Origin of the sequence: Serratia sp. CMO1 (assembly GCF_015689115.1) — a bacterium.
GTDB classification, from domain to species: Bacteria; Pseudomonadota; Gammaproteobacteria; order Enterobacterales; family Enterobacteriaceae; genus Serratia; species Serratia marcescens.
In genome coordinates, this window is sequence record NZ_CP065032.1 from 382,649 (window position 1) to 397,340 (window position 14,692).

At 60.4% G+C, this 14,692-nt stretch carries 12 protein-coding genes; 7 read left to right on the forward strand and 5 right to left on the reverse strand.

Annotation, left to right across the window (positions count from 1 at the left end; all coding sequences use genetic code 11):
• Positions 1-5 precede the first annotated feature (5 nt).
• Together rplI and IT763_RS01750 are read left to right on the forward strand one after the other, a co-directional pair.
• On the forward strand, positions 6-458 hold the full coding sequence (gene rplI, locus IT763_RS01745) for a 50S ribosomal protein L9 (RefSeq protein ID WP_004933629.1): 453 nt from the start codon (positions 6-8) through the stop codon (positions 456-458).
• 111 nt (positions 459-569) lie between these two features.
• On the forward strand, positions 570-923 hold the full coding sequence (locus IT763_RS01750; protein ID WP_016929349.1) for a DUF488 domain-containing protein: 354 nt from the start codon (positions 570-572) through the stop codon (positions 921-923).
• A gap of 3 nt (positions 924-926) precedes the next feature.
• On the opposite strand, the gene IT763_RS01755 is transcribed toward IT763_RS01750, so the two are convergent.
• The gene (locus IT763_RS01755) at positions 927-1,601 is read right to left on the reverse strand and encodes an OapA family protein (protein WP_016929348.1); all 675 of its coding nucleotides are present in this window, start codon (positions 1,599-1,601) and stop codon (positions 927-929) included.
• 267 nt (positions 1,602-1,868) lie between these two features.
• Here IT763_RS01755 and fklB point away from each other — a divergent pair, with 267 nt between their 5' ends.
• Positions 1,869-2,489 (forward strand): FKBP-type peptidyl-prolyl cis-trans isomerase, encoded by a 621-nt coding sequence (gene fklB, locus IT763_RS01760; protein WP_004933618.1) that lies wholly within the window; start codon positions 1,869-1,871, stop codon positions 2,487-2,489.
• A gap of 98 nt (positions 2,490-2,587) precedes the next feature.
• Here fklB and IT763_RS01765 read toward each other — a convergent pair whose 3' ends face one another.
• Complete coding sequence (locus IT763_RS01765; RefSeq protein ID WP_049300851.1) at positions 2,588-4,540, reverse strand: bifunctional 2',3'-cyclic-nucleotide 2'-phosphodiesterase/3'-nucleotidase; 1,953 nt, start codon at positions 4,538-4,540, stop codon at positions 2,588-2,590.
• A gap of 255 nt (positions 4,541-4,795) precedes the next feature.
• Between IT763_RS01765 and cysQ the strand changes: the two genes are divergently transcribed.
• Positions 4,796-5,536, forward strand: a complete 741-nt coding sequence (cysQ, locus tag IT763_RS01770; RefSeq protein ID WP_004933611.1) for a 3'(2'),5'-bisphosphate nucleotidase CysQ — start codon at positions 4,796-4,798, stop codon at positions 5,534-5,536.
• 1 nt (position 5,537) lies between these two features.
• Here the strand turns inward: cysQ and IT763_RS01775 are convergent, their stop codons facing one another.
• Complete coding sequence (locus IT763_RS01775) at positions 5,538-6,095, reverse strand: YtfJ family protein (RefSeq protein WP_025159587.1); 558 nt, start codon at positions 6,093-6,095, stop codon at positions 5,538-5,540.
• A 330-nt stretch (positions 6,096-6,425) separates the two neighbouring features.
• Here IT763_RS01775 and IT763_RS01780 point away from each other — a divergent pair, with 330 nt between their 5' ends.
• On the forward strand, positions 6,426-6,632 hold the full coding sequence (locus IT763_RS01780; RefSeq protein WP_004933604.1) for a DUF1107 domain-containing protein: 207 nt from the start codon (positions 6,426-6,428) through the stop codon (positions 6,630-6,632).
• A 68-nt stretch (positions 6,633-6,700) separates the two neighbouring features.
• Here IT763_RS01780 and IT763_RS01785 read toward each other — a convergent pair whose 3' ends face one another.
• Together IT763_RS01785 and msrA are read right to left on the reverse strand one after the other, a co-directional pair.
• Complete coding sequence (locus IT763_RS01785; RefSeq protein WP_016929344.1) at positions 6,701-8,032, reverse strand: hemolysin family protein; 1,332 nt, start codon at positions 8,030-8,032, stop codon at positions 6,701-6,703.
• A gap of 180 nt (positions 8,033-8,212) precedes the next feature.
• Positions 8,213-8,851: a peptide-methionine (S)-S-oxide reductase MsrA gene (msrA, locus tag IT763_RS01790; RefSeq protein ID WP_086013601.1), complete on the reverse strand. Its 639-nt coding sequence runs from the start codon at positions 8,849-8,851 to the stop codon at positions 8,213-8,215.
• 307 nt (positions 8,852-9,158) lie between these two features.
• Here msrA and IT763_RS01795 point away from each other — a divergent pair, with 307 nt between their 5' ends.
• Both IT763_RS01795 and IT763_RS01800 read left to right on the forward strand, forming a co-directional pair.
• Positions 9,159-10,877, forward strand: a complete 1,719-nt coding sequence (locus IT763_RS01795) for an autotransporter assembly complex family protein (RefSeq protein ID WP_249339672.1) — start codon at positions 9,159-9,161, stop codon at positions 10,875-10,877.
• The gene (locus tag IT763_RS01800; protein ID WP_206195107.1) at positions 10,874-14,692 is read left to right on the forward strand and encodes a translocation/assembly module TamB domain-containing protein; all 3,819 of its coding nucleotides are present in this window, start codon (positions 10,874-10,876) and stop codon (positions 14,690-14,692) included. The genes IT763_RS01795 and IT763_RS01800 overlap by 4 nt, the downstream gene beginning before the upstream one ends.

Sequence of the window (14,692 nt, forward strand, 5' to 3'; positions counted from 1 at the left end):
AGGTAATGCAAGTTATTCTGCTTGATAAAGTAGCAAACCTGGGCAGCCTGGGTGATCAAGTTAACGTTAAAGCGGGCTACGCTCGTAACTTCCTGGTACCACAGGGCAAAGCTGTTCCTGCTACCAAGAAAAACGTTGAGTTCTTCGAAGCACGCCGTGCTGAACTGGAAGCCAAACTGGCTGACGTTCTGGCTGCTGCTGAAGCTCGCGCAACCAAGATCAACGAACTGGGTTCAGTCACCATCGCTTCCAAATCTGGCGACGAAGGTAAACTGTTCGGCTCTATCGGCACCCGCGACATCGCTGACGCAGTGACTGCGGCAGGCGTTGAAGTTGCCAAGAGCGAAGTTCGTCTGCCGAACGGCGTTCTGCGTACCACTGGCGAGCACGAAGTGCACTTCCAGGTACACAGCGACGTGTTCGCACAGCTGAATGTAGTTGTGGTTGCAGAAGCGTAATTTACGCTGCTGTTAACCCGGTTAAAACGCCAGCCTCGCGCTGGCGTTTTGCTTTTCTGCGCCTGGCAAAACGCGCTACGCTTGAAGACGGGATGAAAAGGAGAGCGTGCGATGGCAACGATTACGCTACAGCGGGTTTACGATTTCAGCGCGCCGGCGCCGGAACATTGTTATCTGATAGACCGGCTATGGCCGCGCGGCATCAGCAAAGAGCGGTTGACGGGCGTGCAGTGGTTGAAACAGGTGGCGCCGGATGACGAGCTGCGCAAGTGGTTCCATCAGCATACCGACCAGTGGGAAGCCTTTGAGACGCGATACCGCCAACAGCTGGCGGCCAACGACGCCTGGCAGCCGCTGGTGGCGCTGTTACGGCAGGGGCAAGCGCTGACGCTGCTGTATGGCAGTAAAGATACCGAGCACAACCAGGGCGTGGTGCTGCGCGAGTTTCTGCTGGCGCAGCTGTAGAGATTAGCGTTCCCGGCGGTAGCTGCCGTCGGCCTGGCGGCGGAACAGCGCCTGGCTATTGTCTGCCGTGGTGACCGACAGCGCGCTAATCACGCCGTTGGCGTCGCGTTCAATGCGCACTTCCTGGCCGGCTTTCATGTTGCTCAGCGGCTTGTCGCCGCCTTCCACCTGCGCCATGGCGAACACTTCATTCACCGGCAGATTGTTGTCGCGAAACAGTTGGGCCAGGGTCTGGCCGGGCTGGATCTGATAACGCTGCCAGTTGCCCGCCGGCGTCGGCTCATTGGCGGGCGTGGCGGCGCTTCCGCCGTTTTGCAGCTCGGCCTGCAGCGGCACGCTGGTTTCCTGCTGAGAGACCGGGAACGGCTGTCTTTCGGGCGAGTAGGGCCACAGCAACGCCAGCAGCAGGATGATGCCGAAGATCAGCACCCAGCGGCGGTGAAAGTAGGGCAGCGGTTCCATCCAATGGAAACCGTCCGGCAGATGCCAGACTTTAATCAGCAGCGCTTTGACCCGCTGCATTTTGTCGTTGGCCGACGGCGGCTCCGATGGCGGTTCCGCGCCTTCAGCCGTGGGTGCGGCGCCCGGTTTCAGGCGCTGGCTGATGTTCAGCCAGGTGCGCAGCAGCGGCTGGTAGATGCGGGTGGTTTTCCTTCTCCTGGGCGCGATTCTGCCCATGGTGACCTCTCTTCGACGGCGTAATAATCAGTGCGGCGCGTTAAACGCGTCGCCTGCCCGATATCCTGCCTTCAGTATAGTCCGCTAACTGATTGAAGTGAAAGGCGGCTGAGCGGCAGAGCCGGGGTTTGCGGCTGCGGGCGTTAACAGAAGGTTATTGTTTCTTTTTCTACGACAAAAGTCATCATTCTCCACACAAGATTTTACCCGGCATTGACGCGCTGTTATGCTGCGCTTTCGACTTTTTACAGACTTAAGGAAAACCCCATGACAACCCCTTCTTTTGACAGCGTTGAAGCGCAAGCAAGTTACGGGATTGGTTTACAGGTAGGCCAGCAGCTGCAAGAGTCCGGGCTGGAAGGTTTGCAACCGGAAGCTTTGCTGGCGGGTTTGCGTGACGCGCTGGAAGGGAATGCCCCGGCGGTTCCGGTAGACGTGGTGCACCGTGCGCTGCGTGAAATCCACGAGCGTGCTGACGCGGTGCGCCGCGAGCGCCAGCAGGCGATGGCGGTTGAAGGCCAGAAATTCCTGGACGACAACGCCAAGCGCGACGACGTGACGCTGACCGAGTCTGGCCTGCAGTTCTCCGTGCTGGAGCAGGGCAACGGCCCAATTCCGTCCCGTCAGGACCGCGTGCGTGTGCACTACACCGGTCGCTTGATCAACGGCGATGTGTTCGACAGCTCGGTTGAGCGCGGCCAGCCGGCGGAATTCCCGGTCAGCGGCGTGATCCCAGGCTGGATCGAAGCGCTGACCCTGATGCCGGTCGGTTCCAAATGGCAGCTGTATATCCCGCACAACCTGGCCTACGGCGAGCGTGGCGCAGGCGCGTCCATTCCGCCGTTCAGCGCGCTGGTGTTCGACGTCGAGCTGCTGGAAATCCTGTAATCCCACCGAGGATTGTTCTGGGCGCCTTCGTGGCGCCCTTATTTTATGCGCCGCGCAGGCGAGCGATGAATGGCCGGGCGCGCCGGCCATAAACCGCGTCACTTACCGCTTAAATCGATGCGATAAACCGCGAAGCCGATGCTGTCGCTGCCTGCGGCGCTCATCGGATATTGGGCGTGCGCTTTGACAAACCTTGTCGCTTTGTCCGAAGGCGAGGTCTCGAAGCGGATATCCAGCGGTTGCTGGCTGCTGAAGTTCGCCAAACGCCAGTTGTTGTCCGCCTGCGGGCGCACCGCGCCATGCCGCTGAGTTTCGGCGCTGATGTAGGCCGCCAGCACCGAGCGGTTTTCATCCGGCGAAGCGAAGGCGATATGTTTGTCGCCGGTGCCGGCAAACTTGCCGCCGTAGGCGCGGTAGTTGTTGGTGGCGACCAGGAAGGTGGCGTTCGGATCGATCGGCTTGCCGTTGAAGGTCAGCTGCTTGATACGCTCCGCCTTGTCGTTGATCAGTTGGCATTCGCCGTCGTAGCGCGCCGGTTGACTGACGTCGATCTGGTAGTTGACGCCGTCGATCACGTCGAAGTTATAGGTGCGGAAGCCGTCCCAGTTGATCAAGCCCTGCGGCTTGGCGCTGTTGACGTCGATCTGGTTGAACTGGCCGGCGGAGCACTCCAGCCACTCTTTCACCTCTTTGCCGCTCGCCTTCACCACCACCAACGTATTGGGGTAGAGATAGAGATCGGCGGCGTTGCGGAAGGTGAGCTGGCCTTTTTCCACTTCGACGAAGCTGGCGGGATCGTTCTTGCGGCCGCCGACCTTGAACGGCGCCGCCGCCGACAGCACCGGCAGATCGGCTAGATCCGGATCGCCCTGGATGTAATGTTCGACGTAGGCTTTCTGTGCATTGTTGACGATTTGCACCGTCGGATCGTCCTGCACCAGCGCCAGGTAGCTGTACATGTTGCCGTCGGATTTACCGATCGGCTGGCTGACGAACTCGCGCGTGCCTTTGTGATCGTCCGCCAATACCTTCACCAGCGCGGCATCTTCCGCCGCCAGCGATTTCTTGTTTTCTTTGTCGTAGATCGGCCGCGCTTCCGCGTTGGCGGCGGTCACTTTCCAGCTGCCGCCATCGTTGTTGAGCTGCAGGTCGACCACGCCGAGATGATCGCCCCATTGTCCCGGCATCACCGCCGGCACACCGTTCAGCAGACCTTTGTCGATATCCGCGCCTTTTATGTTGGCAAAGTCCTTGCTCGGGAACACCGCATGAGCGTGGCCGAACATGATGGCGTCGATGCCCGGCACCTGGCTGAGGTAATAGACCGAGTTTTCCGCCATCGCCTTGTAAGGCTCGCTGGACAGCCCGGAATGCGGGATCGCCACCACCAGATCGGCGCCCTCTTTACGCATCTGCGGCACGTAGCGCTTGGCGGTGGCGGTGATGTCGTCCACCGTCACTTTGCCCTGCAGGTTGGCCTTGTCCCACACCAGGATCTGCGGCGGCACGAAGCCGATGTAGCCGATGCGCAGCGTATGCGCCTTGCCGTCGCGGTCTTTCACCGGCGTATCGACGATGATGTACGGCGTGAACAGCGGTTTTTGCGTTTTGGCGTCGATGACGTTGGCGTTGATATACGGGAATTTGGCGCCGGCGATGGCGTTCTTCAGGTAGTCCAGCCCATAGTTGAACTCATGGTTGCCGATGTTGCCGACGACGTAGTCCAGCGTGTTCATCGCCTTATAGACCGGGTGCACGTCGCCCGGTTTCAGCCCCTTGGCCGCCATGTAGTCGCCGAGCGGGCTGCCCTGAATGATGTCGCCGTTGTCCACCAACACCGCGTTGGCGGCCTGCTGGCGCGCCTGTTGGATCAGGCTGGCGGTGCGCACCAGGCCGAACTTGTCGGTCGGCGTGTCCTTGTAGTAATCGAAGTCCATCATATTGCTGTGCAGATCGGTGGTTTCCAGCACGCGCAGATCGACGGTGGCCGCTTGCGCGGAGGCGCACACCAGCAGCGCAAGCGCGGACAGCGTCAGTGGATGCTTCATCATTTGGGGTTCTCTCCATTCCATTATTCGAGTGTTATCGCAGAGGGAAATGTAATTAACATTGCTTGCCACAGCAAACTGTGAAGTGTGGCAGAAAACGGCGGCGGGTAACGCGGGGAAGTTCACAGTTGGGCCCAACAAGAACTGAGGAATTCCCGGGGCTTAGGCGGTTGAGATGGATATTCGGCGTAAAAAAAACTAGTCTGCTAGCAGAGACAGGGGGAAATTTCCCACGGAGATGCGGAGTTGAGGTGCATGATGTTAGAGCGAATTTGCCAACTGTCCCGCGAGGCGGGGGCGGCGATCATGGCGGTGTACGACGGTGAACAACCGCTTGATGTCGCACAGAAAAAAGATGATTCACCGGTGACGGCGGCCGATCTGGCGGCGCATCACATCATCAAGCGCGGCCTGGCGGCGCTGACGCCCGAGGTGCCGCTGCTGTCGGAAGAGGATCCGCCGGCGTGGGAAGAGCGCCGCAGCTGGACGCGTTACTGGCTGGTCGATCCGCTGGACGGCACCAAAGAGTTTTTGCACCGCAACGGCGAGTTCACGGTCAATATCGCCCTGATTGAAGACGGGCAGGCGGTGATGGGGGTGGTGTACGCCCCGGCGATCGACGTGTTGTATCTGGCGGAGCGCGGCAAGGCCTGGAAAGAAGAGAAGGGCGTGCGGCAGGCGATCGGCGTCAGCAACGCGCATCCGCCGCTGGTGGTGGTGAGCCGCTCGCATATCGACGACGAACTGAAAGATTATTTGCAGCAGCTGGGCGAGCACCAGACCGTGTCAGTCGGTTCCTCGCTGAAGTTCTGTCTGGTGGCGGAAGGCAAGGCGCAGCTCTATCCGCGCTTCGGGCCGACCAACATTTGGGATACCGCCGCAGGGCATGCGGTGGCGGTGGCCGCCGGGGCGCAAATTCACGATTGGCAGGGTAAGCCATTGCTCTATACCCCGCGTGAATCTTTCCTCAACCCCGGCTTCCGGGTGTCGCTGTTCTGAGTTAGTTCGCCAACAACTGGTGCAGTTTGGACATCACCTGCTGCACCTCTTCCGGCGTCAGCGCGCCGTCTTTGGCGAACTGGATGCGCCCTTGCTTATCCAGCACCACGATGGCGGAGCCTTTCGGCTGCAGATCCCAGGCTTTGCGCACGTTACCGTCGCTGTCGACGATAAACTGCGACCATGGGAACTCCTTCTTGCTGTCTTCAATGCTGCTGCGCACGAACATCGCCGTGCCCATCAGGGCATCGTCGGTGTTGACGATTGTCGTCGTTTGGTAACGATCGTGTGGTAGCTTCGCTTTCTTGATCGCTTCAATCAGTGGGTCGTTCATGTCTTTGGCGGAGCTGCGGCCGGCAATATGTTGTATCACTCGCACTTTTCCACTGAGCTGCGCGCTGTTCCAGTTTTGGTAGCTAAAATTACCGTCAGCGTAATTGAGCTCTCCTTTGTCGCTGACGCCGACCGGCGCCACGCGCTGCTGGAGCTGGAAGTTGTGCGCGGAAGCGAAAAGCGGGGCGAGCAGCAGGGATACCATCAGCATGCGACTTGTTTTCATGCTTTCTCCTTGTAATGGGGGGAATTTGTGCGACAGCACTTCGACAGCCTAAAGCATAGGATGTGATAAGAGGTCTGTCCTGTTAACCGGATCGCAGATTTTCCCTTGGTTCGCTAATCATCAGATTTTGAAGGGATATCCTGAAAACGTTATAAATTATCATATACAATTCTGTCAAAAAGTGTAAATCCAGCGTAGAAATCCGGGCGGAAGTGAACGTTCTGGTCTTTACTGGGTCTACTACATGCAATCAAGTTGCGTTCTGAATTTCGAGGCTGCCACCTTTGGCGGCTCGCTGAGCGCATGGATCAACGGGAGGAGCGTAAAAGAATGAGAATCTTCCAGCGTTATAACCCTTTGAAAGTGGCAAAGTACGTTAAGACCCTGTTTCGCGGAAGGCTGTATATCAAGGACGTGGGCGCATTTGAATTCGACGAGGGGAAAATCCTGCCGCCGAAGATTCGCGACAAGCGCCATTTCAGCGTGATGTCTGAAGTGAACCGTCAGGTGCTGCTGTTGCAGACCGAGATGGGGTGAACACCTCGCTGACAGCGGTAAAAAAATGCGGCCCCGATGGGGCCGCTGATGTTTTTGTCTTACCGCCGTCAGGCCGCAGGCGCGTCGTCCGGCGCTTTCGGCAGCACCGCCGCCGGTTTGTCGCTCAGCCGGGTGACCAGCAGCTGGTCTATCTTGTAGCTGTCGATATCCACCACTTCGAACTTGTAGCCGGCGTATTTGACGAAGTCGGTGCGTTTCGGGATCTTGCGCAGCATATACATCATAAAGCCGCCGATGGTTTCGTAGTTGCCCGCCTGAGGGAACTCATCGATGTCCAGCACGCGCATCACGTCGTCGATCGGCGTGCCGCCTTCAATCAGCCATGAGCTTTCGTCGCGCGCCACGATCTGCTCTTCCTGGCCCTGGCCGACCAGATCGCCCATCAGCGTGGTCATCACGTCGTTAAGCGTGATGATGCCCACCACCAACGCATATTCATTGAGGATCACCGCGAAGTCTTCGCCGGCGGTTTTGAAGCTTTCCAGCGCTTCGGACAGCGTCAGCGTATCCGGCACGATCAGCGCCGAGCGGATCTGCACGCCGCTGCTCAGCACCAGGCTCTGGTTGCCCAGCACGCGGTTCAGCAGGTCTTTGGAATCGACGTAACCCACCACCTGATCGATATGGCCGTCGCACACCAGGAACTTGGAGTGCGGATGGGTCGAGACCTTCTCCTTGATGCTCTCTTCGCTTTCGCGCAGATCGAAGTACACCACGCTTTCGCGCGAGGTCATCGAAGACGGCACGGTGCGCGATTCCAGTTCGAACACGTTTTCAATCAGCTCGTGCTCCTGCTTGCGCAGCACGCCCGCCAGGGCGCCGGCTTCCACCACCGCGTAGATGTCATCGGAGGTGATGTCGTCCTTGCGCACCATCGGCAGCTTGAACATGCGGAAGATCAGGTTGGCCATGCCGTTGAAGAACCACACCAGCGGGCGGAAGATCATGATGGAGAAACGCATCGGGTTGATGATCCGGACGGCGACCGTCTCTGGTGCAATCATACCGATGCGCTTCGGGGTCAAATCGGCGAACAGGATAAACAGGCTGGTCACCAGCACGAAAGAGCAGATGAAGCTGACCTGTTCCGCCAATTCGGGCGACAGGAAACGATCGAACAACACCTTGAAGGTGGGAGAGAAAGCCGCGTCGCCCACGATACCGCCGAGGATGGCCACGGCGTTCAGGCCGATCTGCACCACGGTGAAGAAGATGCCAGGGGTTTCTTGCAGCTTGAGCACTCTGGCGGCGTTGACGTTACCTTCGTCAGCCATCAGCTTCAGTTTGATCTTGCGCGAGGCGGCCAGAGAGATTTCCGACAGTGAGAAGAACGCACTCACCGCGATCAGAAAAAGAATCAGTAAAATACTGTTTAACATAATCTATCCATACGTGCCGACGGGATGACGGCGCTCTTGAGGAAGGGTAGTACATAGTAAAAAAAGCAGCGATAACAACCAGAAGGGAAGCTATCGGGCCGCAGAAGCGGCCCGCATAGTATAGCAGTTGCCCCACCGGGGCCGCCAGCGGTTAAAAAAGTGCCGCCGGCCGGCATCAAATCAGCCCTGCGGCGGCAGGCAAACGCCGATGCCGCCCAGCCCGCAGTAGCCTTCCGGGTTCTTGTACAGGTACTGTTGGTGATCGTCTTCCGCGTAATAGAACGGCAGCGCCGGCGCGATCTCGGTGGTGATGACGCGCTTGTCGCCCGCCGCGTCCATCGCCTGCTGGAAGCGTTGCAGGCTGCTTTCCGCCTCGGCCTGCTGCTCAGGGCTCAGCGTATAAATCGCCGAGCGGTACTGCGTGCCGACGTCGCCGCCCTGGCGCATGCCCTGCGCCGGATCGTGATTTTCCCAGAACAGCTGCAGCAGCTGTTTGTAGCTGACGATCTGCGGATCGAACACCACGCGCACCACTTCGGCGTGCCCGGTCTGGCCGCTGCACACTTCGCGGTAGGTCGGGTTCGGCGTATAGCCGCCGCTGTAGCCGGCGGCGGTGCTGTAGACGCCCGGCTGTTGCCAGAACAGACGCTCAACGCCCCAGAAACAGCCCATGGCGAAGATCGCCACGTCCATGCCTGCCGGCACCTGGGTCATCGAGTGCTCGGTGACCACGTTGAGCGTTGCGACAGGCATTGGCGTGGTGCGGCCAGGCAGCGCGCTTGCCTTATCGACGGTTTGTGATTTATCAAAAAATGGCACCACGGTTGACTCCTGTTGTCACAGTAAGAATTGACCCTACATGGCGGTGGTTCGGTTGTATCTCACCGCGTCTTTGCCCACAATAAGCGGCAAGTTGGATTTTGTATAAGCTTAACGCAGTATTTTGAGCGCCAAAAGTGAAGAATTCGCCTGTTGCGCGGCGGTGGCAAAGCGCGGCGGGCGGCGTCCGGAATAAGGTTGAAGAGGGCTGCCGTCATGATAGCGCGGAGTCTGCCCTGGCCCCGGAGCGAACACCATAACAGGACAGTAAAATCAATAAGGAGAACACGTGCCAAAGTACCCGGTCATGTGCTTGATATCTGTGTTGCTTGCGGCACCTGCAGCCTATGCGGCCAACGTGCGGCTGCAGGTGGAGGGGTTAAGCGGAGAGTTGGAAAAAAACGTCCGGGTGCGGCTGTCGTCGATCACGCCTGAAGAGGTTGGCACCGACGGCCGCTTCCGCGCGCGGGTGGATGAGGCGGTGCGCCAGGGGCTGCGCGCGCTCGGCTATTACCAGCCGACCATCGAGTTTACGCTGGACGATCGGCCGGGGATGTCGCGCCCGGTGCTGCACGCCAAGGTCAATCCGGGCGAGCCGGTGCGCATCGCCGGCGCCAACATCGTGCTGGAGGGCGGCGCAAAGACCGATGAGGACTACCTGACGCTGGTAAAGAAGGGGCGGCCGACCATCGGCGAGATCCTCAACCACGGCAAGTATGACAGTTTCAAAGGCTCGCTGACCGGCCTGGCGCTGCGCAAAGGCTACTTCGACGCCGATATGACCAAAAGCCAGCTCGGCGTGGCCGAAGATCTGCACAAGGCGTTTTGGGATATCGATTTCAACAGCGGCGAACGTTACCGCTTCGGCAAGGTGAAATTCACCGGTTCGCAAATTCGCGAAGACTATCTGCAAAATCTGGTGCCCTTTCATCAGGGGGATTACTACAGTTCGGAGGATTTGGCCGAGCTGAATCGCCGTTTGTCCGCCACCAACTGGTTTAACTCGGTGGTGGTGTCCCCTGATTTCAACGATGCCAAAGAGAACAAGATTTTGCCGTTGGACGCGCTGGTGACGCCGCGCACGCGCAACACCGTCGAAACCGGTATCGGTTATTCCACCGACGTCGGCCCGCGGGTGAAAGGCACCTGGAAAAAGCCCTGGCTCAACGATCGCGGGCATAGCCTGGAAACCAGCGCCAGCGTGTCGGCGCCGGAGCAGCAGCTGGATCTGACCTATAAGATCCCGTTGCTGAAGAATCCGCTGGAGCAGTATTACCTGCTGCAGGGCGGGCTCAAGAACGTCGATCTTAACGACACCAAATCCGTGACCTCCAAAGTGGTGGCCTCGCGCAACTGGGATCTCTCCAGCGGCTGGCAGCGGGCGATCAACCTGACCTGGCGCTGGGATAACTTTACCCAGGGCAACGTCAGCAATACCACTATGCTGCTGTACCCCGGCGTCAGCTTCAACCGCACCCGTTCGCGCGGCGGGCTGATGCCGACCTGGGGCGACAGCCAGCGCTATTCCATCGACGTGTCCGACACCTCCTGGGGCTCCGGCGTGGACTTCGCGCTGATGCAGGCGCAGAACGTCTGGATCCGCACTCTGGCCGACAAGCACCGTTTTGTGGCGCGCGGGCAGGTGGGCTGGATCGAAACCAACGACTTCGACAAGGTGCCGCCGGATCTGCGTTTCTTCGCCGGCGGTGACCGCAGCATTCGCGGCTACAAGTACAAAGACATTTCGCCGCGCGGCGACGACGGCAAGCTGACCGGCGCCTCCAAGATGCTGACCGGCTCGCTGGAGTACCAATACAACGTGACCGGCAAATGGTGGGGGGCGATGTTCGTCGATTCCGGTGAAGCGGTGAACGATATCAAGCAGAGCAACTTCAAGACCGGCGCCGGCGTAGGCGTGCGCTGGCAGTCGCCGGTGGGGCCGGTGAAGCTGGATATCGCCGCGCCCGTGGGGGACAAGGACACCCACGGGATGCAGTTCTACATCGGTTTGGGGCCTGAACTATGAGCCTGATTAAAAAGATTTGCCTTGGATTTCTGGTCGTCCTGCTGTTGCTGATCGGCGGCCTGGCCTTCCTGGTGGGGACCACCACCGGTTTGCATATGGTCATCAACGGCGCGGCGCGCTGGGTGCCGGGGCTGGAGATCGCCGGCGTCAGCGGCGGCTGGCGCGATCTGACGCTGAAGGGCGTGAAGTATCAGATGCCGGGCGTGACGGTCAACGCCGGGCAGTTCCATCTCTCTCTCGATCTCTCCTGCTTTAAACGCAGCTCGCTGTGCGTTAACGCCTTGACCGCTCAGGACGTGGACGTGGCGGTGAACACCAAAGAGATGGCGCCCTCCGCGCCGGTGGAGGAGAGCAGTGAGCCGACCACCAATCTCAGTACGCCTTATCCGATCACCCTGCGCCTGCTGGCGCTGAACAACGTCAAGGTCACCGTCGACGACACCGCCATTTCTCTGGCCGAGTTCCGCACCGGCGCGCAGTGGCAAGAGCGCGCGCTGACGCTGATGCCGACCAAGATCGGCTCGTTGCTGATCGCCTTGCCGAAAACGCCGCAAAATCCGTTGCCGGAAGCGGTGCAACCGGCGGTCGAGGTGGCGAAAAAGGTCGGCGAGCAGGTCACCGACGCGGCGAAACCGGCGCCGCAGCCGGAAGAGAAGCCGCTCGGCGAAACGCTGAAGGAACTGTTCGCCAAACCGCTGTTGCCGGATCTGCCGGACATCCGCCTGCCGCTGGATATCACCGTGAAAGAGATCAGCGGCGAACAGCTGCGCTTGACCGGCGATACCGACGTGCTGATCACGAGCCTGTTGCTGCAGGCCAGCACGCAGGATCAGCATATCCAGCTGGACAATTTCGACGTGAAGTCGCCGCAGGGCACGCTGTCGGTGCAGGGGCAGGCGACCCTGACCGGCGACTGGCCGGTGGCGCTGACCGCCAACAGCGCGTTGAACATTGACCCGCTGAAGGGCGAGAAGGTGAAACTGAACATCGGCGGCGGGTTGCGCGACGAGCTGAAGGTCGCGCTGAACCTGTCCGGCCCGGTCGGCGCCCAGCTCGATGTGCAAACTCGGCTGGCCGAAGCCGGCCTGCCGCTGGCGCTGACGCTGCAGAGCAAACAGCTGAAATGGCCGCTGAGCGGCGTGGCGCAGTACCAGGTCAACGATTTCCGCCTGCGCTTTAACGGCAAGGCGACCGATTACGCGCTGTCGACGCGCGCCAATCTGAAAGGCCAGGATCTGCCGCCGGCGGTGCTGACGCTGGACGGCAAGGGCAACGTCGAGCAGTTCAAGCTGGAGCGCCTGCGGCTGGCGGCGCTGCAGGGCAATACCGATCTCACCGCGCTGGTGGACTGGAGCAAGGCCATCAGCTGGAACTCGCAATTGACGCTGAGCGGCATCAATACCGCCAAGCAGTGGCCGGAATGGCCGGCGAAACTCGACGGCAAGATCACCACGCGCGGCAGCCTGCACGGCGGCAGCTGGCAACTGCAGGTGCCGGTGCTGCAGCTGGACGGCAACGTGAAGCAGAACAAGGTCACGGCGCGCGGCACGCTGAGCGGCAACGCCGCCGGGCAGTGGAAAATCCCCGGCATCGATCTGACGCTGGGGCGCAACCAGCTGAACGTCAAAGGGCAGCTGGACGAGAAGAGCTGGAACCTGGACGCCAACATCGACGCGCCGCGTCTGGACGGCGCGCTGCCGGGCCTGGGCGGCACCGCCAAAGGGCTGCTGAAGCTGCGCGGCAATCTGCAGGCGCCGCAGCTGCTGGCGGATTTGACCGCTTCCGGCTTGCAGTGGCAGGCGCTGCACATCAACCGGGTGAAGATCGACGGCGACGTGCGTTCCACGGATCAGATCCAGGGGCAACTGGCGGTACGCGTCGAGCAGCTGAAGCAGGACGCGCTGGAGGTCAGCCTGCTGACCCTCGACGCCAAGGGCAGCGAGAAGCAGCACCAACTGCAGTTGAAGATCGACGGCAAACCGGTCTCCGGCCAGCTGGCGCTGCAGGGCAGCTTCGATCGTCAGCAGCAGCGCTGGCGCGGCAATTTGAACAATACCCGCTTCGATACGCCGGTAGGGGAGTGGCGCCTGACGCGCGCCATCGCGCTGGACTACCTGAACGCCGAGCAGAAAATCAGCGTCGGGCCGCACTGTTGGCAGAACCCGAACGCCGAGCTGTGCGTGCCAAAGACCATTGAAGCCGGCCAGAGCGGCCAGGCCAGCGTGGTGCTCAACCGGTTCGATCTGGCGATGATCAAGCCGTTCCTTGGCCCGGAAACCGCCCTGAGCGGCGTGTTCACCGGCCGGGCCGACGTCAGCTGGAAGCCGGGCGGCGCGCTGCCGGAGGCGAAAGTCACGCTCGCCGGCAACGGCGTCAAAGTGGTGCAGCAGGTGCAGGGCAACGCGCTGCCGATCGCCTTCGATACGCTGACCCTCAACGCCGGCCTGAACAACGGCCGCGCGCAGGCCGACTGGCGGATCAAACTGACCAACAACGGCCAGTTCGACGGCAATATCCAGGTGGCGGATCCGCAGGTGCGGCGCACCATCAGCGGCAACGTCAATATCACCAACATCTCGCTGGCGCTGATCAACCCGGCGCTGATGAAGGGCGAAAGCGCGGCGGGCATGCTGAACGCCAACCTGCGTCTGGGCGGCAGCGCGCAGAAGCCGCTGGTGTTCGGGCGTCTGGCGTTGGATCGGGCGAAGGTGCAGGGGCACTGGATGCCGTTCGATATGACCGACGCGCGGCTGGCGGTGAATTTCAACGGCATGACCTCGACGCTGGAAGGGCTGCTCAGCACCACGCGCGGCCAGCTGAATCTGGCGGGCGATGCCGACTGGCGTGACATCAACGCCTGGCGCGCGCGCATTGCCGCCAAGGGTGACAAGCTGCGGGTGACGGTGCCGCCGATGATCCGCATCGACGTCTCGCCGGATCTGGTGTTCGAAGCCACGCCGCAGCTGTTCTCGCTCAACGGCAAGGTCGACATTCCCTGGGCGCGCATCACGGTGCAGGAGCTGCCGGAAAGCGCGGTGGGCGTCTCTTCCGACGAAGTCATGCTGGACGATCAGCTGAAGCCGATTCAACCGAAGACCGCCTCGATCCCGATCAACAGCAACCTGATGATCCACGTCGGCAACGACGTGCGGCTGGACGCCTTTGGCCTGAAAGCCCGCTTGAAGGGCGATTTGAAAGTGGTACAGGACAAGAAAGGGCTGGGCCTCAACGGCCAGATTGACATCCCTTCCGGTCGCTTCCATGCTTATGGTCAGGATTTGATCGTGCGTAAAGGGCAACTGATGTTCTCCGGCCCGCCGGATCAGCCGCTGCTCAATATCGAAGCGATCCGCAACCCGGAATCCACCGAGGACGACGTGACCGCCGGCGTGCGCGTGACCGGCCTGGCGGATGCGCCGAAGCTGGAAGTGTTCTCCGATCCGGCCAAATCGCAACAGGAAGCCCTGTCTTATCTGCTGCGCGGCCAGGGCTTGAACAGCTCCGGCGCCGACGGCAACGCCATGACGTCGATGTTAATCGGCATGGGGGTTGCACAAAGTGGTCAACTTGTGGGTAAAATCGGCGAGGCATTCGGCGTGAGTAATTTGGCTCTGGACACCCAAGGGGTTGGCGACAATTCCCAGGTTGTCGTGAGCGGCTATGTCCTCCCAGGCTTACAAGTAAAATATGGGGTGGGCATTTTCGACTCGCTGGCCACGCTGACGTTGCGTTATCGCCTGATGCCTAAGTTGTATCTTGAAGCGGTGTCTGGTCTCGACCAGGCATTAGATTTGCTCTATCAGTTTGAGTTTTAG